A 20,675-nucleotide genomic window follows, 5' to 3' on the forward strand; every position below is an offset into this window, starting at 1 on the left:
CTTTTCTAGTAGAAAGATGAAATAAGTATTCTCTGAAAAGTTGTTTGTGTGGAATATTTACAGTATATTTGTGTCGTAATAATCGCCCTACAAAACACATGCAGGACAAATAAATAAAGTAATGAGAATAACACTGGTAAGAGACGATGGCAAGGTGAACACTATGCGTACGTTAAGAATTGAACAGCTCGTGGAGCAAATGAAAGTGGAAACCAAAACACAGCCTGTCTCAAAAATGAGAGAAGTCCTGCCTTTTATGCTTCCGGGTGATAAAAATGACTATGTACAGAAAGTGCCGAAGCTGATACCTGCAGCCGCCTTTTTTCGCAAAGGCGGCATGACGACGATGAGTGAATACAATGGAATTGTGATGATTCAGGTCAACAACTTGTCCGGACGTATGGAAGCGGATGAAGTGAAAGAACGGGTAAAGGAGCTTCCGCAGACTTACTTAGCTTTCACCGGTTCTTCCGGAAAGTCCGTGAAAGTATGGGTACGCTTTACTTATCCCAATGATCGTTTGCCGACAACTAGTGAAGAAGCGGAGCTTTTTCATGCGCATGCCTATCGGTTGGCAGTGAAATTTTATCAGCCACAACTTCCTTATGATATCGAGCTGAAAGTACCTTCGTTGGAGCAATATTGTCGTTTAACTTTTGACCCGCACTTGTATTTTAATCCCGAAGCAATGCCTATTTATATGAAGCAGCCTGCGGCTATGCCGGGTGAGGTGACTTACCGCGAACGGGTGCAAACGGAAACTTCACCGTTGCAACGGCTTGCACCGGGATATGAAAAGTGTAATGCGCTTTCTGTCCTTTTCGAAGCTGCTTTTGCACGTGCGTTGGATGAAGAGACTGATTATCAACCGGAAGGAGACAAACAATCGCTATTGATTAACCTCGCAGGACATTGTTTCCGTGCCGGTATTCCGGAGGAAGATACAGTGCGATGGTCTCGCGCTCATTATCGCTTGCCGAAGGACGATACATTGGTTCGAGGAACCGTGCGAAATGTATACCGCACTTGTGAAGGGTTTGCGAGTAAAAGTAGTCTGTTGCCGGAACAATTATTTGTCATGCAGATGGATGAGTTTATGAAACGGCGTTATGATTTTCGTTTCAACCAGTTGACATCACAAGTGGAATGTCGTGAACGGAACAGCTTTAATTTTTATTTTCATCCGGTGGATAAACGGTTGATGGCAAGTATTGCAATGAATGCACATTATGAAGGGCTTAAGCTGTGGGATAAAGACGTGGTACGTTACCTGAATTCGGATCATGTGCCGGTTTATCAGCCTATCGAGGAATTTCTTTATGACCTTCCTCATTGGGATGGTAAGGATCATATCGGCGATCTTGCCAAGCGAGTTCCTTGCGATCATCCTCATTGGGCGCAATTGTTTCGTCGTTGGTTTCTTAGTATGATAGCGCATTGGCGTGGAATGGGAAAGAATCATGCAAATAGCACTTCTCCTATATTGATAGGTCCACAGGCTTATCGTAAGTCTACATTCTGCCGGTTGATTTTGCCTCCATGCTTGCAGGCTTATTATACGGATAGCATTGATTTCAGCCGGAAGCGGGATGCCGAGTTATACTTGAATCGCTTTTTATTGATTAATATGGATGAGTTCGATCAGATTGGCATCAATCAGCAGTCTTTCCTCAAGCATATTCTGCAAAAGCCCGTTGTCAACACACGACGTCCGAATGCTTCGGCTGTGGAGGAATTGCGTCGGTATGCCTCTTTTATAGGAACGAGTAATCATAAAGATTTGCTGACGGATACTTCCGGTAGTCGCCGTTTTATCGGTGTTGAGGTGACTGGAGTGATTGATGTGGTCCGCCCTATTGATTATGAACAATTGTATGCGCAGGCAATGGCACTGCTGCGTAGTAATGAACGCTACTGGTTTGATGAGAAGGAAGAGGCTATTATGACGGAGGCGAACCGGGAGTTTGAGCAGTCGCCGGCAATCGAGCAGTTGTTCCAGGTGTATTACCGGGTAGCGGAAGAGGAAGAAGAGGGAGAATGGTTACTTGCTGCAGATATACTTCAGCGGATACAAAAGGCAAGTAAAATGAAGATTTCTTCCGGACAGGTTAATTATTTCGGGCGTATTTTGCAGAAGCTGGGAGTAAAGTCATTCAGGAAAACACGCGGAGTTTATTATCATGTGGTGGCTGTTGGGCAAGGGTGATGATGAAATAATGCACGAGATGTGCATTTTATTATTTTATAATAATTATCTTTGCGTAATAACGTGAGATATACGAAGACTATGATAAGAAATCCTTTTATAACAAGTGGATATGTGTCTGCTGATTATTTTTGTGACCGTCAGCAGGAAAGCGAACAGTTGGTACGCGAAGTGATGAATGGGAATAACCTGGCTCTTGTCTCTACCCGACGAATGGGAAAGACGGGGCTGATCCGTCATTGCTTTCAGTTTCCTGAAATTAAGCAGGACTATTACACCTTCTTTATTGATATATATGACAGCCGGTCATTGCGCGACTTGGTATTTGCACTTAGTAAAGAGATTTTGGAAGTACTGAAACCTATAGGGAAGAAAGCTTTGCATGGTTTTTGGGAATGTGTGAAATCTTTGCAGGCCAGTATCTCTTTTGATGTGAATGGTATGCCTTCTTTGAATTTGGGATTAGGAGATATACAAGCTCCGGCTACTACGCTCGATGAAATTTTCCGGTATTTAGAGCAAGCGGATAAGCCTTGTTTGATTGCCATTGATGAATTTCAGCAGATTACCGGGTATGCAGAGAAAAATGTAGAGGCTACTCTCCGGACTTATGTGCAGCATTGTAATAATGCGCGTTTTATTTTTGCCGGGAGCCAGCGTCATGTGATGGGGAATATGTTTTTGACGCCTTCCAGACCTTTTTATCAAAGTGTGTCAATGATGCATTTGGAAAGTATTCCTTTAGAAGAATACATGCGTTTTGCATGTATGCATTTCAAACGTGCAGGCAAAGAAATGGAAGAAAGTGCTGTTACCACAGTTTATCAACAGTTTGAAGGAGTCACATGGTATATACAAAAAGTATTGAATACACTTTATGATATGACCCCGGAGCACGGAGTCTGTAAAGTGGAAATGGTGTCAGAGGCCATTCGGCAGATTATTGATTCGTTCAGATATACTTATTCGGAAATCCTTTTTCGTTTGCCGGAAAAGCAAAAGGAGTTACTGATTGCTATCACTAAAGAGGGAAAAGCGAAAGCTATCACTTCCGGTGCTTTCATAAAGAAATACAGACTGGCTTCAGCCAGTTCTGTGCAGTCAGCATTGAAAGGGTTACTGGAAAAGGATTTTGTGACCCAGGAAAAGGGAGTGTATCAAATATATGATCGTTTCTTGGGTATTTGGTTGAAAGAGAATTATTGAGTCGTTTTTTGTTTGTTGAAACGTGCTTTTCGATAAATCGCGTTAATAATTAGCTGAAACTACTGTCTGTTAATCAGTTTTATTGTATCTTTGCGGTCTTAACTTTTTTAATGGTAAATAATGAAGGAATTTCTACAACTAATGCGACGTTTCGTGTCGCCTTATAAGAAGTATATCGGCTGGGCTATTTTGCTGAATATTTTGTCTGCTGTATTCAACGTGTTCTCATTTACTTTTTTGATTCCTATTTTGAGTATTCTGTTTAAAACAGAAGGAGCGGATAAAGTATACCATTTTATGGAATGGGGTAGTGGTGATTTAGCAGATGTTGCCAAGAATAACTTCTATTATTACATATCTCAAATGATAGTGGATAATGGTCCCACTGTGGCTCTTATTTTCTTGGGATTGTTCCTGATGGTGATGACATTGTTTAAAACCGGTTGTTACTTTGCTTCTTCAGCTGTGATGATTCCATTGCGTACAGGAGTGGTACGTGATATTCGTATTATGGTATATGCTAAGGTTATGCGTCTGCCAATGTCTTTTTTCTCTGAAGAAAGAAAGGGGGATATCATAGCCCGTATGAGTGGTGACGTGGGAGAGGTTGAAAACTCCATTACTAGTTCTTTGGATATGTTGATGAAGAGTCCAATCCTGATTATTATATATTTCGTGACATTGGTCACCGTTAGTTGGCAGTTGACTCTTTTTACTATTATTGTATTGCCGGGAATGGGTTGGTTGATGGGAGTGGTCGGAAGAAAACTGAAACGCCAGTCACTGGAAGCACAGGCAAAGTGGAGTGATACGATGTCGCAATTGGAAGAAACACTGGGAGGTTTGCGCATCATCAAGGCTTTTATTGCGGAAGATAAAATGATTAACCGCTTCACCAAATGTAGTAACGAACTTCGGGATGCAACAAACAAGGTTGCTATACGTCAGGCTATGGCACATCCGATGAGTGAGTTTTTGGGAACCATTCTGATTGTAGCCGTACTGTGGTTTGGTGGTACATTGATTTTGGGACAGAATGCAACCATCGATGCTCCGACATTTATCTTCTATATGGTTATCCTGTATAGTGTAATCAATCCGTTGAAAGACTTTGCTAAAGCAGGATATAACATTCCGAAAGGTTTGGCTTCTATGGAACGTGTTGATAAAATCCTGAAAGCAGAGAATAAGATTAAGGAGATTCCGAATCCGAAACCGTTGAAAGGTTTGAATGACAAGATTGAATTTAAAGATATCTCTTTCAGCTACGATGGTAAGAGAGAGGTACTGAAACATGTAAATTTGACAGTTCCCAAAGGAAAAACGATTGCACTGGTTGGACAGTCAGGTTCCGGTAAATCTACCTTAGTCGATTTGTTGCCACGTTACCATGATGTACAGGAAGGTGATATTACCATTGACGGAACGAGCATCCGCGACGTGCGTATTGCTGATTTGCGTAGTCTGATTGGTAATGTAAATCAGGAAGCTATTTTGTTTAATGATACATTCTTCAATAACATTGCTTTTGGTGTGGAGAATGCGACAATGGAACAAGTGGTAGAGGCAGCAAAGATTGCCAATGCACATGACTTCATTATGGAGAAACCGGAAGGATATAACATGAATATCGGTGACCGTGGTGGAAAACTGTCCGGTGGTCAGCGCCAGCGTATCAGTATCGCCCGTGCCATCCTGAAGAACCCTCCGATTCTGATTCTCGATGAGGCTACTTCTGCATTGGATACCGAATCAGAACGTCTCGTGCAGGAAGCGTTGGAACGTTTGATGAAAACACGTACAACGATTGCTATTGCCCACCGTCTTTCTACTATTAAGAATGCAGATGAAATCTGCGTGTTGTATGAAGGAGAAATTGTAGAACGTGGTAAGCATGAGGAACTTATAGAATTAAACGGCTATTACAAACGCCTGCATGATATGCAACAACTGTAATGCGGCAATTGTAATTTTTTGATAATGCAATGATATTATTAAGTTTTGATACAGAAGAATTTGATGTACCTCGTGAACATGGCGTAGACTTTCCGTTGGATGAAGCGATGAAAGTATCAGTCTATGGTACGAACCGGATACTGGACTGCCTGAAAAAAAACGGGGTGAAAGCCACCTTCTTCTGTACAAGCAATTTTGCAGAAAATGCGCCGGAGGTGATGCGGCGTATTATGGACGAAGGACATGAAGTGGCTGCGCATGGATGTGACCATTGGCAGCCGCAGGCTTCCGATGTCAGCCGTTCAAAAGAAATCCTGGAGCGTCTTACCGGCAGAACGATAGAAGGCTATCGCCAACCGCGTATGTTTCCCGTATCAGATACGGAACTTGAACGAATGGGGTATGTGTACAACTCCTCACTGAATCCCGCATTTATCCCCGGAAGATATATGCATTTATCAGAGCCGCGTACCTGCTTTATGATAGGCAAACTACTTCAAATCCCGGCTTCTGTAACTCCATGGATTCGTTTCCCACTATTTTGGTTGTCTTGTCATAATCTGCCGATGTGGCTTTATCAAAGCCTGGTAAACCGGGTGTTGAAACATGACGGATATTTTGTGACCTATTTCCACCCATGGGAGTTTTATCCGTTGGGTGAACACCCTGAATTTAAAATGCCTTTTATCATCCGCAACCATTCCGGTAAAGGAATGGAGGAACGTTTGGATATGCTTATCCGCAACCTGAAAGAAAAAGGCTACCCTTTTATGACTTACTCGGAGTTTGCGCAGATAAAACTGGCTGAACTAAATAAACCGGACGAAAAATGATTAAATTGGCTATTGTATCCCCCTGTTATAATGAGGAGGAAGTGTTGGAAGAGTCAACCACCCGTTTGACAGCTTTGTTTGATGACTTGGTGGCGAAAAAAAAGATCAGCGCCGACAGTTTTGTGCTCTTTGTGAATGATGGCAGTAAAGATCGTACATGGAGCATTATTAAACAATTGCACCGGACGAATCCATATATAAAAGGAATGAACCTGGCTCGCAACGTAGGACATCAGTATGCCATCATGGCCGGTATGATGACCGCTAAAGACTGGAGTGATGCCGTTATTACCATTGATGCCGATTTGCAGGATGACCTGAATGCGATTGAGGAGATGATCGATGCTTATACACAAGGATATGATGTCGTATACGGGGTGAAAGTATCCCGCCAGGCAGATCCGATGCTGAAACGTCTTTCCGCAACCGCTTTTTATAAATTACAGCACCGGATGGGAGTAGAGACAATCTACAATCATGCGGATTTCCGTTTTTTGAGTAGGAGAGTACTGGAACAGCTGTCTCATTATCAAGAACGTAATGTCTATTTGCGTGGTATTATCCCATTGCTGGGTTTTCCTTCTACTACGGTAGATGACGTAATCCGGGAACGGACAGCCGGAACCTCCAAATATACAGTAAGAAAGATGTTCAGCCTGGCCTTGGACGGAATAACCTCTTTCTCGGTGAAGCCTATTTACGGTATTGTTTATCTGGGAATTATATTTGTTTTTATCAGTATACTGATAGGAATTTATGTATTGTATTCTTTAATTTCGGGTACGGCAGAGCATGGCTGGGCATCTTTGATGTTGTCTGTCTGGTTTGTCGGTGGAATTGTTCTAATGTCAATAGGAGCTGTCGGGTTGTATATTGGGAAAATCTATAAAGAAGTAAAACGTCGTCCGCTCTATAATGTGGAAGAAGTACTATACGATGACCAAGATAAGTAAAGCTATATTTGACAGGCATCCGGACTGGCGGGATAAGTTCTGGCAATTCGTTCGTTTCGGAGTTGTTGGCACTGTATCCTCGGCTATTCATTACGGAGTGTATTGTCTGGTTTTACTGGTTGCAAACGCCAATATCTCTTTTACGGCAGGTTATGCCGTCGGATTTATTTGCAATTATTTCCTGACTACCTTTTTTACTTTTCGTTCCAAGCCCTCGTCTCGCAATGCGGTTGGGTTTGGCTTTAGTCATCTGATTAATTATCTGCTTGAGATTGGTTTATTGAATCTCTTCCTTTGGATAGGGGCAGGCGAACTTCTGGCGCCGATACTGGTGATGATAATTGTAGTACCTATCAATTTCCTAATTCTTCATTTCGTTTATATCTACAAAGGGAGAAAATAATTTTATTAAATCTCTTTCATTTAATTCATAAAAAGAAAAGGCTATTATGAAACGTTTTCTAAATCTTATTGTATATATACTTACGATACATGTTTCGGCTTTGCTGATCGCAGGACTGTTTCGCCTGGTACTTTTTATCTCATCCTATCATCAATTGACTTCTGAAGCCTTGTCGGATAAGAGCCTTTCAATGCTTGCTTTTGTGCATGGTGTCTGGTTTGATAATGTGATCGGTTGTTACATACTTTTGTTGCCGCTGACAATTGCGGTGGTGTGTGGAGTCTGCAACTACTATGGGAAAGCATTGTTCCGTTTCTTCACAATCTTTTTCAGTGTGTTTTATGGACTGGTCTATTTAATCAGTGCGTCGGACATACCCTACTTTGCCTATTTCTTTAAGCATATCAATTCTTCTATATTCGAATGGTTCGGTTATGCAGGAACTACCGCCGGAATGATATTGGGAGAAAGTGCCTATTACTTGTCCATCGGATTATTCCTGCTCTTCTTGGCCGGGTTCATAGTATGGCTTGTCTGTCTGTCGCGTTATTTCCATCGTCGTAGCCTTACTATTTCCGCTTCGTTCCCATTTTGGAAGAGAGGAGTTGTGGTTCTGGTCGGAGCTTGTCTGATCGGTCTCTGCATCTTTGGAATTCGGGGGCGTACAGGTTATAATCCGATCAAAGTGAGTGCGGCATATTTCTGTCAGGATGCTTTTCTGAATCAATTGGGAGTAAGTCCGACTTTTAATCTGTTGACGAGTGTGATGGATGATATGCGTCCTGAAAATAAATACTTGCATCTGATGGATGAGCAGGAAGCCATAACTAAGGCGCAAGCTCTGCTCAACCGTCAGGGAGAGGTAGCTGTCTCACCGTTGGCTGTGTACAGACATGCTTCAAAAGCAGATAGTGTGCAGCAAGGTCGCCCCAATGTTGTACTGATTATGATGGAATCCATGTCCAGTAAACTGATGAAGCATTTCGGGCAATCAGAGACGCTGACTCCTTTTCTGGATAGTCTGTATACCCGTTCTATTAGCTTCCGTAATTTCTATTCGGCAGGAATCCATACGAATCATGGTTTGTATGCCACCTTATATTCTTTCCCGGCGATGATGAAACGAAACCTCATGAAAGGCTCTGTCATTCCCCGCTATTCGGGACTGCCTACTGTCCTGAAAGAAAACGGTTATTATAACCTTTTCTTTATGACGCACGAAGGGCAGTATGATAATATGAACGCTTTTTTCCGGACAAACGGCTATGATGAAGTGTTCTCACAAGAAAATTATCCGGCTGATAAGGTTGTGAATAGCTTCGGAGTACAGGATGATTTCCTGTATGACTATGCAATTCCGGTATTGAATCAGCGGGCTGCCACCGGAGAGCCTTTCTTTGCTACTTTGCTGTCCATCAGCAATCATCCGCCGTATGTGATACCTCCTTTCTTCCATCCGAAAACGAGTGAACCCGAGACGCAGATTGTTGAGTACGCGGATTGGGCTTTGCGTAAGTTTTTTGAAGAGGCACGTAAACAGCCCTGGTTTGATAATACGATATTTGTGTTGGAAGGAGATCATGGCAAATTGGTGGGAGACGCCGAATGTGAGCTGCCGGAATCTTATAACCATATCCCGCTGATGATTTACTCCAGCCGTATTCATCCGGAAGAGAAAAACACTTTTGGAGGTCAGGTAGATATACAGCCTACGATATTGGGGCTGTTGAATATTGATTATCTACAGAATAATTTTGGAGTGGATTTGCTGAAAGAAGAACGTCCCTGTATGTTTTATACTGCCGACAATATGATTGTGGGACGCAATGATACGTTATTGTATCTTTATAATTACGAGACGCAGCAGGAATTTACTTATCATATAGACAATGGCAAATTGAAAGCCGTTCCGATGGATGATCGCTTTTTGCCTTTAAAAGAATATAGTTTTTCCATGCTCCAATCGGCAGAGTTCCTTGTGAAGCATGGAAAAACGGTAAATTCTGTCCCTGTTACTCAACAATAGGAGTAGTTTCGGTTTTTTCAGGCTGTTCGTTTTTAACGAACTTGTATACTTTGGCTATTTGCCGGAGCACTCGTTTAGGAGATTCGTAAACCTGTTCGAACTGATACCCCTCTTTCTCAAATTCAGGAAGATATTTCTCTGCGTCATTGGTGCCGATCAACAAGAAACCTTTGGCAGGACGTTTTTGGTAGAAGTTGTCGAGACGGTTATGCAGGTAGAAATTAATCTCGAAGTAATGTACAGGGTCACCTGCTGCATGCAGACTTTCTTCAATGAATTCGTACATAGTCCCTTCGCTTTCCGGCGCAATCTTTTCGATCTCTGCAGCGACGAATTTGACGGATTTCGAATTTAATGCTGCCGGCTGATAAGCACCGTCTAATGCAAGGTATAATCCCATGGTAAGCACGACGAGGGCATACAGGAAGCGGTTGCTCAATGCATGTTTCCGTTGATAGAACCACCAGTAGATACCGAGGACGGTAGGAACGGCAATCAGCAACAAGGCTCCTGCACCGCTGATATTTTGTATGGCGCGCATGAAATTAATGTTGTCCTGTGCGTGACGGCCGTGGAAGATTGTTTCAGGGATGAGCCCGCATTTTAATACAATGAAGCAAGTGAACAGCAACAGGCTGATTACCGCAAGAATACTTCCATATACTTTGATGACTTTGGATTGCTTCTTGACCAGATAAAATAGATATTTGGCAAGGAAATAAGCAATGAAAGGATAGATAGGCATCAGATAGACGCTGCGTTTGCTCTGCGGAATGCAGTAGAAAACGAAGATGACGACAATACTGGTGAAAGAGAATAAATCCACCGGATCCATATTCTTTATCCAAGCAGTGAAACGTTTCCACCAAGCGGCAGGCTGGATATTGAATTTATGGTAAGTCAGGCTGAACAGGGAAAGTACGACTAACAGTGTCCAGGGAACATATCCGGCAAACAAGGTCACGAAATTATAGTGCCAGGGGTTCACGCATGAATTATAGCTCATGGTATTGGTCATGCGACCGAGGTTTTCCTCCATCACTAATGCGATGAATTCTTCTCCACCTTGTTGGTAAGCAGCTACGTACCAGCAGATAGGCAGGATGAGAGAAAGGATAGCCCAGGCGGAAAGTAGCAGGAATGCCTTGAAGAAGTTGACACCCCGGAGTAACAAGAATATGCCTACAACTAAGCATGGAATGATAGTACCTACCGGTCCTTTAGTCAGTGTTCCGCAACTCATCAGGAGAATGGCCAGCCAGGGAATACCTTTAAGCCCCTTCTCATACCATCTGTAGAGACAATATAGAGCGCCAACGGTGAGCGCTGTCAATACCATGTCCACCCGGCAGTTGGCTCCGGCCCGGTGTAATTCGAAATTAGTCAGGGTAATAAAGGCGGCCAATAACGCCAGTTGCACTCCTTTTCTTTTGGCAAAGAACAGAAAGCCGCAGAGAGTCATGGCAATCAAGGCGATGGCGGACGGCAGGCGGGAGGTCATTTCTGTGACTTGCCCTCCGTTCACTACTGCTGATACAGCAGCGATGCTCCAATGGAAGAAAGGCGGTTTATAAGCCATTTCTCCTCCGTTGTTTCTGGGTAAGATCCAGTTTCCGCTATCCAGCATGGAATAGGAAACAATAGCTTCGCGAGGCTCACCTTTCGTGTGGTATTCCGACAAGCCGAGGAAAGGCAGGATAGTAACTACGCAAATGACTAATAACAGCCAGAAAGCTTTGTTTGAAGTCAATGTTTTCATCTTTTCTTATGATTGAAATTTATGTTCTTTTATTTTCTGCCGAAGTCGGCCGGAATTTCTCCCCATTCTTTCGTTTCCCATTTCAGGATACGAGTGGTATATGTATTTTCCCGCAACCATTTTTCTGCCCGTTCGATCAATAAAAACAGTTCTTCCGTTTCCGGAGTGCGGGGGAGCTTGGTTTTGCACTTCTTCTGCCGTACCCAGCTGATCGCATTGGCGCTATCACTGTAAATAGGCATGTCGAAACCTTTGTTCTTCAACAACGCCAACCCGTGTACGATGGCTAGAAATTCGCCGATATTATTCGTGCCTTTCATCGGGCCGAAATGAAAAATTTCCTGCCGGCTGGCAATGTGTACTCCACGATACTCCATCGGTCCCGGATTACCGCTACAGGCTGCGTCGACTGCCAGGCTGTTGTCGATCACGCAAGAGGGTAAAGTATCTGACGAAGGTTTGGAACCTCCTGATTTAGACTTTGCGTTTTTGCCGATATAAGCGTATGGAGACATTGTCAGCGCGCGTTCCGCTTCTTCGCGCGTATCGAATGATTTGTATTTGGCAGCTTCGTATCCTTTGATTTGAAGCTGGCAGTCTGTCCAGGAAGTGTAAATCCCGGGTGTGACGCCTTCCCATACGACATAAAATTTTTGTTTTGCCATTTTTCTGACGATAAATTTAGATAGTCAATGAATTGACGCTGCGAAGGTACAAATATATTCTCTAACTGAACAAGTTAGGGGGGATACTTGTTATAAAAAAAAGAGAGTTTTAAGAATATAAAATAAGAAAGGAACTATGATGGAAAGATCTTTTAGTGAAGCTTTGAAACAACGTCGGACTTACTATTCAATTACTAATCAGTCACCTATATCCGATCAGGAGATCGAATGTATCGTTAATATGACCGTGCGTCACGTACCGTCAGCATTCAATTCACAGACTACACGTGTGGTGCTCCTGTTGGGAGAATCTCATAAGAAACTGTGGCAGATCGTGAAAGATACATTGAAGAAGATTGTACCGGCTGAAGCTTTTGTAAAGACAGAAGAGAAGATAGATCATTCCTTTGCCTGTGGCTACGGAACTGTACTGTTCTTTGAGGATCAAAAAGTAGTGAAAGGACTTCAGGAGGCTTTCCCGTCTTATCAGGAGAACTTCCCGGGATGGTCATTGCAGACTTCTGCCATGCACCAGCTGGCTATCTGGGTGATGCTTGAGGATGTAGGTTTCGGAGCATCGCTGCAACACTATAACCCGTTGATTGATGAAGAAGTGCGCCGTGCATGGAACTTGCCGGAACATTGGCATCTGATTGCGGAAATGCCGTTCGGACTTCCTATTGGCAAACCGGGTGAAAAAGAATTTCAGCCGCTTGAAGAACGGGTGAGAATCTTTAAATAAATCGGGAATGAAGAATGAATAATGAAGAATTGGATGGCATAATGGCTAAAATTCTTCATTCTTCATTCTTCATTCTTCATTAAATGATTAATTTTGTGAGCAAAATTAGTCATTTATGGTTCGTATCTTTCTTACCGGCTATATGGGTGCCGGAAAAACGACGTTGGGTAAAGCATTTGCCCGGCAAATGAATATACCGTTCGTTGATCTGGACTGGTATATCGAAGAGCGTTTTCACAAAACCGTTGGAGAATTATTCACTGAACGAGGCGAAACAGGATTCAGGGAACTGGAGCGGAATATGCTTCATGAAGTAGCCGAGTTTGAGAATGTGGTAATTTCGACGGGAGGTGGAGCGCCTTGTTTTTTTGATAATATGGAATTTATGAACCGGACCGGAAAGACGGTTTTTCTCGATGTGCATCCGGATGTGCTGTTCAGACGCTTGCGTGTGGCTAAACAGCAACGCCCTATTCTTCAGGGGAAAGAGGATGACGAACTGAAAGCGTTCATCGTTCAGGCGCTTGAGAAACGCGCACCTTTTTATCACCAGGCACAATATATCTTTAATGCAGACGAATTGGAAGACCGTTGGCAGATTGAAACATCGGTGCAACGTTTGCAACAACTTCTTGGATTATAATCTGTGCCTAAATTGTATATCAGACTTTATTTTTTTGATACTCTTTATTGTTCATTCAGTCAATATTAGTACCTTGCACTCGTTATGAGATTTTTTTTATTGACTAATAACACAAAATTAAGGTAAAGTCTATATCATGAAAATTTTAAAAGAGAAATTTGGAGAGTTATCCGCTAGAATAAAAGCGTCCGGACAGCCTGCAAGGACATGGTTTCCACAGTATACACCGGCCTCATTATTAAATGCGGAAAATTGGTGGGAAGCATTGGCTGTATGTGAATATGCTTTGGACACAAAAGAAGACGAGAAATTAACAGAAGATTTTTTTGAACTGATATTCAGTGCTTTTGACTGTAACGTAGAGGTCGATCTCAACGCAGAAGAATATGAATTCTGGTGGGAGAAGGTAATGCAGGTATGCGACCGTGTAGCTGTGTTTAGCGGTGCGGGATGGGCACAGAAGGGTGCGCAATATTCTGAAGCCCGTTATGGAAAGCGGGATATGAGTTATTTGTTTCCGTATTACGAAAAGGCTGCCGATATGGGTTGGGCTGAAGCGGAAGCAACTGTTGCCTATTGGCGATACATGGGATTCTATTGCGAGCAAAATAAAGAAGAGGGCGAACGACGTTTTGCCGCTCTCACTTCTCCCGAAGCTATTTTATGGGGAAAACATTATCGTGCTTTTGTCGAAGAATTTACAGGAGATAAAGCGAAGGCGTTGCAGATACGGAATGACCTGCTTGCCGAACTGCCTGAAGGAGAACGTTTGCGTGCTCATGTATATGCAGCACTGGGAGACGCGCTCGACAGGGCGGAAGGCAGTGTGGCAGAGGAAGCTGCTTACTACGAAAAGTCTCTGGAGATAGTTCCCAATCTTTATAGTCTTAAAAATCTGGCTACCCTTTATTTCCGTTATCCGGAACTGAATAAACCGAAAGAACTGGGCTTTGAACTTTGGGAAAAAGCCTGGCATGCAGGTGTGTGGTCTGCCGCTAACTTCCTGGGATATAATTATCAGGAAGAAGAATGGCTGGATATGCCGAAAGCTATTGAATGGCTGGAAAAGGGGATGCTTTATTGTGAATCTTACAGTGCGTATGAACTGGCGCTGATCTACCTGTATAATGATGAATATAAGAACGTGGAACGCGGACTGATGTGTCTGAACCGTTGCGTGGAAGATAACTATATACAAGGTATAGAAGGACTGGCTAATATCTATTTCAACGGTGAATTGGTGGAAGAGGACATGAATCGTGCGAAAGAATTGTTGGAGAAGGCTATTGAACTGGGTTCGGGAAATGCAGCTTATCGTCTAGGCTGGATGTATGAGCGTGGCTTCTTGTCTGAACAACCGGATTATGTGAAGGCGTTAGAGTATTATGAAAAGGCAGCTTCGCTGAACAATGCCGACGGATATTGTCGGATGGCGCTTTACCTGGCTAATGGATACAGCGGTGTAAAAGATGCTGATAAGTCGAGAGAATGTTATGAAAAAGCAGCCGAACTGGGTTCCTGCTTTGCTCTTGTAGAACTGGCGTTCTTGTATGAGAATGGCGATGGGGTGGAGAAGAACTATGAAAAGGCATTTGAACTGATTAGTAGGGCTGCCGGACAGGGTTATCCTTATGCGATGTTCCGTTCTGGTCTTTATATGGAAAAAGGTGTTCTTGGTGAAGCAAAACCGGAAGAGGCGTTCGCTTGGTATACAAAGGCGGCAGAAGCGGATGATAATGATGCGATCTTTGCTCTGGGACGCTGTTATAAAGAAGGAATCGGAACGGCAGAAGACTGGGATAAGGCACTCGAATGGTTCGGCAAAGGAGCGGAGAAGGAAGAGTCCCGTTGTCTGACAGAGCTGGGCCTGGCTTATGAAAATGGCAATGGCGTGGAAGAAAATCCGCAAAAGGCTGTGGAATATATGATGAAAGCTGCTGAACAGGACTATGGTTATGCCCAGTTTAAGATGGGAGACTATTATTTCTTTGGTTGCGGTCCCTGTCTGGAAGACAATAAAAAGGCTATGTATTCCACATGGAAAAAGGCAGGACAAAACGGAAGCAAGCAGTTGTAAAATACAGCGTTGCAATTACTTGATTTTCAGCTAATATGTTTTAACAAACGGAAAATTCGACTATTGGCGTTTAGTCCTTATTGGAGTAATTTTGTACCACGGTTGTACCTCGCAGGAGGGGTCGCACGGTTCGATTTCCTTTCAGCAGCGTGCAACAGCGTTCAACAATGTGCAACTAAATTTCTTCGATGATGGACCGTCAGAATGAACACAAATTAACAGGCCAGCCCGACTTCGGTCGGGATATGCCAGACAAGCCGTTCCTCACCATTGGGGAGGTGGCGGACATTCTGCAAGTGAGCAGCCGTACCGTGTATAACCTGATTTATAAAGGTACGCTCCGGGCTTGCAGGATTACATACCACATCACGCTAATCACCAAGGAGGATTTCTTCCTGATGATTAAGGAAACAACCTACTGCAAGCGGAGCTTTTCTGTATTCGCAAGGCAGGGGAAAAAGACAAAGAAGAAAATGAACGGAGAAAGACAGGAAAAAGAGCAAACAGCCCTCATCCGACAAGAGGGAAAGAAAGGAACAAAGGGCAGTCCGACAAAGCGGCGGCTCATTCCGGCGGCAAGCTACAAACAGTCCGTGCGTGACACGTTCACGGACAGGGAGAGTGTCGGCGGCGACCTTTATACGATGGCGGAGATATGCCAAAAGTTCAATTATACTTACGGACGGTTCTACAACCTCCGTATGCGGTACTCTATACCGTGCATCAAAGCCAATGCCACCAAATGCTTCCCGAAAGCGGAGGTTGACAAGGCGATGGCGGAAGAGGACGAGCGGCTGGGCAACAACCTTTCGGAGCATTGGTATTCGTGCTTCGACATCATGCGGCTGTTCGGGCTGGGCAAGACGCAAGTCCGCAGGTTCGCCCTCACGCACGAGGTACGGACGAAGCGCATACACGGCAACCGCCTGTACTACCTGAAAGCCGACTGGGATGCGGCACGTAAGGAAGCGGAGCGGAAAAGCGCAAGCACGAAAGCCAAACGGGAAGAATAAGCATTTATAACCAATCAAATACATTAGCGATATGACAAACATTTGTACGAAAGTGACGGTCAGGAAACGACCTATCAAGAACGGGCAGTTGTCACTCTACCTTGACTTCTACCCACCCGTCAGGCACCCGAAAACGGGCAAGCTGACAAGGCGTGAATATCTCGGCATCTACATCTATGCCAACCCGACAGAGAAGTTTGAAGCGGAGTTCAACAAGACCATGCTGCGCAATGCGGAGCTTATCAAGTGCAGGAGGACGGAGGCCATCATCAACGAAGAGTTCGGCTTCCTCGACCGCAACAGGGGCAAGGAGAGCTTCTTGGAATACTTCCGCTCCAAAATGGCGGACGATGACAATTTCAGGAATTGGAACGCCGCCTACAAGCACTTCGAGAAGATTGCGGCGGCAGTTGCACATTTGACGACCTGACGGTGGAATACTGCCAGGGCTTCCTCACCTACATGCTGTCGCTCACCACGCAGACCCACACCAAGATGATGGCGTCCACCGCCAACAACAACCTGAACAAGCTGAAATGCGTCCTGCGGCTGGCATACGAGGACAAGCGGATTAAGGAGAACATCGCACCGAGGCTGAAACACGCCAAGGAAGCCAGCACAAGGCGTGAGTTCCTGACGCTTGACGAGGTGAAGAAACTTGCGCACACGCCCTGCGGAAAGCCTGTCGTAAAGTCTGCGGCACTGTTCTCCTGCCTTACCGGACTGCGCATCAGCGACATCATACGCCTGCAGTGGGAGAACATCATCAGGGGTGCGGATGGCGGCTGGTGTATGCACATCGTGACCAAGAAAACCCGGACGGAAGCCGTTTTGCCGTTATCGGATGAAGCCCTCGCACTCTGCGGCGAGCGTTCCACGGGGCAGGTGTTCAAGGGAATGACACAAGCCCTGCTTCCCTTGTATCTCAAAGACTGGATTAAGTCTGCCGGGATTACGAAGCACATAACCTTTCATTGCTTCCGCCATACCTACGCGACCCTGCAGCTTGCAGCCGGAACAGACCTTTACACCATCTCGAAAATGCTTACGCACAGCAACGTGGCGACAACGCAGGTTTATGCGGATGTGGTGAACGACCTGAAGCGCAAGGCATCGGAACAGATAACGCTAAAATGACTTACATATGGAAAGAATAACATTTGAACAACTGCCACAGGCTGTCTCCACCCTGATAGAACGGGTGGAACAGCTTGCCGGAAAGGTGGACGAAGTGCTATGCAAGGCGGCAGGGAAAGACACGGGCAGGCGTAACCTGCTTTCCCTTGATGAAGTCGCCGCCCTGCTCGGCAAGTCGGCTTCCACCATCTATGCCATGACTTCCGAAAAGCGCATACCGTACCGCAAGCGTGGCAACAAGCTCTATTTCTTCGAGGATGAGGTCATGCAGTGGATTGAACAGGGCGGGACATCGGGAACGGGCGGAGAGGAGGATTTCAACAGACGGCTCGAAGCATTGCGCAGCGGCAAAAAGCGCAAGCCCGGCTCATTACAGAACAACAGGTGACCACGGTATCACCATAACACCATAGATTATGTGCAAGAACGAACAGACTATACATTACTGCACCATTCTCTCCGCCCGGCAGTGGGATTTTCTTTTGGACGGCAAGTCTTCAGCTCTCAGGCAGAAATGCCTGCACAGGCTGATGACCGCCGCCGTAAGGGCAAAGACCGTTTACCGCATCAAGGGCATAGAGATTGTCTTGGAGGTGGGACAGGCGGCAGCTTCCGATGTGGAAATGGCGGAATACCTGAAATGCAACCGAAAGACGGTCGGCAAACTCATAGACAGCTTTAACAGGCTCGGTATGCTGACCACCCGAACCAACAACCGCACTTCCATCCACGCCCTGCATTTCCTTACAGGGTGGTATGTGGATGGTGTCCTTCTGACCAATCCCCATTATGTCAGGCCTGCGGCTGTTCCCAAAGGACAAAGTGACAATGTGCGGACACCATACTCTAATGATGCACCGTTAAAGGATAAGCCGTGTACCGTACCTGACGACTGCCAATGCGCAAGGCATGATACGTACAGCATTACAGGCGGAGCAGCCGCCCTTTCTTCTTCCCTTTGCTCGCCCGTGGCATCCGGCAGTCAGGATGCAGAATACAGAACAAGAAATCAGCATATCACAGACGACGGCAAAGGGCTACATGGCAATAATTCCACAGGAAGCCTGAAAGAGGCACAGGACAGCACGGTTGGCGGTGCAGATAATACCGGCATTGGCACAGGGAAATGACAGGCGCAGCAGGCGTTTTTCAGCGGTACTCCGTTGTCGTTGCGTTGACAGACTGGGCTTGCCCAGATATAGCCCACTATAACTTCTCCGCAAGCTCCGAAGTTGTGGGCTCTCCCGAGGGGCTGGGCTTTGCCCCGTCCCACTTAGGACGCTGTCCTAAGAACCCGGCAAGGACTTTCTGCCCTGTGCAACCCGACCAAAGAGTGACCCTCTCTTTGGAAACTCCGCTCAGTGGCTTTTGCCCCTAAGAACCCCAAGCAGGAAGTGACCCTCTCCCTACACCCTCTGATTAAGGCGCAGCCCTAATAACCCGTTTTGTGAGACTCAAAAAAAACAGACAAGCTATGGCACAGAAAACATCCGTAAACATCAAGCCGTGCAACATCGGCAGCAGCGAGGCACACAACAGGCGGACAGCGGAATACCTTACCAATATCCGCAAGGAGAAATTCTACATCCGCACAGACCTCATGGCTGGAAACGAGGCGTGGGTATCACCTGATTTCGGTGAGGCCACGCTTACCGACCGATACAACCGGATAGCCGCAATGGTCAAGGAAAAGACAGGCCGGGCGATGCAGACCAAAGACCGTGAACGGGTAAACAAAAAGACGGGCAAGGTGACCATAGTCCGTGGCAGCACCCCGCTCAAGGAGGGCGTGGTGGTAATCAAGGAAGATACCACGATGGAGCAGTTGCGGAATTTCTGCGAGGTGTGTAAAGAGCGTTGGGGTGTTACAGCCCTGCAGGTGTTCATCCACCGGGACGAGGGGCACTACGGAATACCCGGCGACAATGCCACATGGAAGCCAAACCTGCACGCCCATATAGTATGGGACTGGATGAACCACGAAACGGGCAAGTCCTGCAAGCTGGACGAGAAAGCCATGAGCGAGATGCAGACCATTTTGGCTGAGTGTCTTGATATGGAAAGGGGCACCTCAAAGGAGGTGACGGGCAAGGAACATTTGGAGCGCACGGACTTCATCCTTGCCAAACAGAAGAAGGAAACGGAACGGGTTAAAGCCGAAAAGGAAGCAGCCCTTGCAGCCAAAGAGAAAGCCGAAAAGGAACGGCAGACCATCGAAGGTGAGAACAAGGCGAAAGAAAAATACCGCCAATCCCTTGACAAAAACATTGCCGAAAAGGAACGTCAGTTAAAAGACGAGCGCAAGGCGAAAATGGACAGCATATTGGACAGTGTAAGTAGCCTTGTCGGTGTGGGTAAATCCGCAGCAATCGAAAAAGAAAACACCAGACTTAAAGTCGAGAATGAACGTATCAGAAAAGCCTTTCCGAATGTTGTAAAAACTAAGGTGGAGGAACTGACAAAAGTTTTGACAACGGAGAAACAGGAAGCCGAAGCGGAACGTGACAGGGCTTTGGTGCAGAGCCGTACACTTGTCATTGAAAGGGACAAGGCGGTAACGGAACTTCAGGAGCAAAAGGACGGCGAGCGGCAGCGCATTGACTTTGCCGTAAGTCGTGCCACGGCGGAGAAAAACAAGACAATCCGCCTGTTACAGGATGCGCTGAAAGCGAGCCGGGATATTCTTAATTTGCTTGCCGACATTCTCTACAAGACAAACGAGGTCTTTAAGCGAGCCATTGATGCAATTATCCATTTCGGCACGGAGCGGCATAAGTCATTCTTTGCCCCGTCCGAAGCCGCCGACATCAAGAGCGTAATGCAGGAATACGGGGAAACAGTCGAACAGCAGAAAGCGGTCGGTGAATGGCTTTGCGGTTATGCGGAGAGCCGACAGCCTTTTGACAAAATGAAACATCGCCATACACTCAATGAGGTTAGCGATGTGGCGGAAGGAAAATATGATTGGAGAATTAAACAGATGCAGAGAAATAATATTAGCATATAATACTCTTGTATATTACGATATAAGTTAATAACTTTGCAGCATACTTAAA

At 45.4% G+C, this 20,675-nt stretch carries 15 protein-coding genes and 2 pseudogenes; 15 read left to right on the forward strand and 2 right to left on the reverse strand.

Annotation, left to right across the window (positions count from 1 at the left end; all coding sequences use genetic code 11):
• Positions 1–121: 121 nt before the first annotated feature.
• The 7 genes from BXY_RS12925 to BXY_RS12955 all read left to right on the forward strand — a co-directional run bounded on the left by BXY_RS12925 (position 122) and on the right by BXY_RS12955 (position 9,583).
• On the forward strand, positions 122–2,206 hold the full coding sequence (locus tag BXY_RS12925) for a virulence-associated E family protein (RefSeq protein ID WP_015532129.1): 2,085 nt from the start codon (positions 122–124) through the stop codon (positions 2,204–2,206).
• 81 nt (positions 2,207–2,287) lie between these two features.
• Positions 2,288–3,412, forward strand: coding sequence for an AAA family ATPase (locus tag BXY_RS12930; RefSeq protein WP_015532130.1), 1,125 nt, complete (start codon positions 2,288–2,290; stop codon positions 3,410–3,412).
• A gap of 120 nt (positions 3,413–3,532) precedes the next feature.
• Positions 3,533–5,368 carry an ABC transporter ATP-binding protein gene (locus BXY_RS12935; protein ID WP_120144788.1) on the forward strand — a complete coding sequence of 612 codons (1,836 nt, stop codon included), beginning with the start codon at positions 3,533–3,535 and terminating at the stop codon, positions 5,366–5,368.
• A 29-nt stretch (positions 5,369–5,397) separates the two neighbouring features.
• A complete protein-coding gene (locus BXY_RS12940; RefSeq protein ID WP_008642711.1) occupies positions 5,398–6,201 on the forward strand; it encodes a polysaccharide deacetylase family protein in 804 nt (267 codons plus the stop codon).
• Positions 6,198–7,154: a glycosyltransferase family 2 protein gene (locus BXY_RS12945; RefSeq protein WP_004314479.1), complete on the forward strand. Its 957-nt coding sequence runs from the start codon at positions 6,198–6,200 to the stop codon at positions 7,152–7,154. The genes BXY_RS12940 and BXY_RS12945 overlap by 4 nt, the downstream gene beginning before the upstream one ends.
• Entirely contained in the window at positions 7,138–7,557 is a 420-nt protein-coding gene (locus tag BXY_RS12950; RefSeq protein ID WP_004314482.1) for a GtrA family protein, read from the forward strand. The genes BXY_RS12945 and BXY_RS12950 overlap by 17 nt, the downstream gene beginning before the upstream one ends.
• A 46-nt stretch (positions 7,558–7,603) precedes the next feature.
• Positions 7,604–9,583, forward strand: coding sequence for an LTA synthase family protein (locus BXY_RS12955; protein WP_015532132.1), 1,980 nt, complete (start codon positions 7,604–7,606; stop codon positions 9,581–9,583).
• Here the strand turns inward: BXY_RS12955 and BXY_RS12960 are convergent.
• Entirely contained in the window at positions 9,570–11,342 is a 1,773-nt protein-coding gene (locus BXY_RS12960; protein WP_009039144.1) for an ArnT family glycosyltransferase, read from the reverse strand. The two genes, BXY_RS12955 and BXY_RS12960, sit on opposite strands and share 14 nt — an antisense overlap.
• A gap of 29 nt (positions 11,343–11,371) precedes the next feature.
• Positions 11,372–12,007 (reverse strand): ribonuclease H1 domain-containing protein, encoded by a 636-nt coding sequence (locus tag BXY_RS12965; RefSeq protein ID WP_008024073.1) that lies wholly within the window; start codon positions 12,005–12,007, stop codon positions 11,372–11,374.
• 139 nt (positions 12,008–12,146) lie between these two features.
• On the opposite strand from BXY_RS12965, the gene BXY_RS12970 reads away from it, so the two are divergent.
• The 8 genes and pseudogenes from BXY_RS12970 (at position 12,147) to BXY_RS13005 (ending at position 20,626) form a co-directional block, all read left to right on the forward strand.
• Positions 12,147–12,749 (forward strand): nitroreductase family protein, encoded by a 603-nt coding sequence (locus tag BXY_RS12970; RefSeq protein WP_009039145.1) that lies wholly within the window; start codon positions 12,147–12,149, stop codon positions 12,747–12,749.
• Between the two features lie 115 nt (positions 12,750–12,864).
• Positions 12,865–13,392 (forward strand): shikimate kinase, encoded by a 528-nt coding sequence (locus tag BXY_RS12975; RefSeq protein ID WP_009039146.1) that lies wholly within the window; start codon positions 12,865–12,867, stop codon positions 13,390–13,392.
• A gap of 136 nt (positions 13,393–13,528) precedes the next feature.
• Positions 13,529–15,421, forward strand: a pseudogene (locus BXY_RS12980) (tetratricopeptide repeat protein); the annotation flags it as partial.
• A gap of 239 nt (positions 15,422–15,660) precedes the next feature.
• Entirely contained in the window at positions 15,661–16,482 is an 822-nt protein-coding gene (locus BXY_RS12985) for a helix-turn-helix domain-containing protein (protein WP_208946921.1), read from the forward strand.
• A 31-nt stretch (positions 16,483–16,513) separates the two neighbouring features.
• Positions 16,514–17,619 (forward strand): annotated as a pseudogene (locus tag BXY_RS12990) (tyrosine-type recombinase/integrase).
• A gap of 7 nt (positions 17,620–17,626) precedes the next feature.
• Positions 17,627–18,007, forward strand: coding sequence for a helix-turn-helix domain-containing protein (locus BXY_RS12995; protein WP_015532138.1), 381 nt, complete (start codon positions 17,627–17,629; stop codon positions 18,005–18,007).
• Positions 18,008–18,035: 28 nt separating this feature from the next.
• Positions 18,036–18,749, forward strand: a complete 714-nt coding sequence (locus BXY_RS13000) for a hypothetical protein (RefSeq protein WP_015532139.1) — start codon at positions 18,036–18,038, stop codon at positions 18,747–18,749.
• Between the two features lie 344 nt (positions 18,750–19,093).
• Complete coding sequence (locus BXY_RS13005; RefSeq protein WP_015532140.1) at positions 19,094–20,626, forward strand: hypothetical protein; 1,533 nt, start codon at positions 19,094–19,096, stop codon at positions 20,624–20,626.
• The last annotated feature ends 49 nt before the right edge of the window (positions 20,627–20,675 follow it).

It is taken from the genome of Bacteroides xylanisolvens XB1A (assembly GCF_000210075.1).
In the GTDB taxonomy this organism is placed as follows: domain Bacteria; phylum Bacteroidota; class Bacteroidia; order Bacteroidales; family Bacteroidaceae; genus Bacteroides; species Bacteroides xylanisolvens.

Bases quoted from the DNA above. Each gene is read 5' to 3' on its own strand.
- BXY_RS12930 (WP_015532130.1), top strand. From the start codon at position 2,288: ATGATAAGAAATCCTTTTATAACAAGTGGATATGTGTCTGCTGATTAT.
- BXY_RS12960 (WP_009039144.1), bottom strand. From the start codon at position 11,342: ATGAAAACATTGACTTCAAACAAAGCTTTCTGGCTGTTATTAGTCATT.
- BXY_RS12925 (WP_015532129.1), top strand. From the start codon at position 122: ATGAGAATAACACTGGTAAGAGACGATGGCAAGGTGAACACTATGCGT.
- BXY_RS12995 (WP_015532138.1), top strand. From the start codon at position 17,627: ATGGAAAGAATAACATTTGAACAACTGCCACAGGCTGTCTCCACCCTG.
- BXY_RS12935 (WP_120144788.1), top strand. From the start codon at position 3,533: ATGAAGGAATTTCTACAACTAATGCGACGTTTCGTGTCGCCTTATAAG.
- BXY_RS13000 (WP_015532139.1), top strand. From the start codon at position 18,036: ATGTGCAAGAACGAACAGACTATACATTACTGCACCATTCTCTCCGCC.
- BXY_RS12950 (WP_004314482.1), top strand. From the start codon at position 7,138: ATGACCAAGATAAGTAAAGCTATATTTGACAGGCATCCGGACTGGCGG.
- BXY_RS12985 (WP_208946921.1), top strand. From the start codon at position 15,661: ATGGACCGTCAGAATGAACACAAATTAACAGGCCAGCCCGACTTCGGT.
- BXY_RS12965 (WP_008024073.1), bottom strand. From the start codon at position 12,007: ATGGCAAAACAAAAATTTTATGTCGTATGGGAAGGCGTCACACCCGGG.
- BXY_RS13005 (WP_015532140.1), top strand. From the start codon at position 19,094: ATGGCACAGAAAACATCCGTAAACATCAAGCCGTGCAACATCGGCAGC.
- BXY_RS12945 (WP_004314479.1), top strand. From the start codon at position 6,198: ATGATTAAATTGGCTATTGTATCCCCCTGTTATAATGAGGAGGAAGTG.
- BXY_RS12940 (WP_008642711.1), top strand. From the start codon at position 5,398: ATGATATTATTAAGTTTTGATACAGAAGAATTTGATGTACCTCGTGAA.
- BXY_RS12970 (WP_009039145.1), top strand. From the start codon at position 12,147: ATGGAAAGATCTTTTAGTGAAGCTTTGAAACAACGTCGGACTTACTAT.
- BXY_RS12955 (WP_015532132.1), top strand. From the start codon at position 7,604: ATGAAACGTTTTCTAAATCTTATTGTATATATACTTACGATACATGTT.
- BXY_RS12975 (WP_009039146.1), top strand. From the start codon at position 12,865: ATGGTTCGTATCTTTCTTACCGGCTATATGGGTGCCGGAAAAACGACG.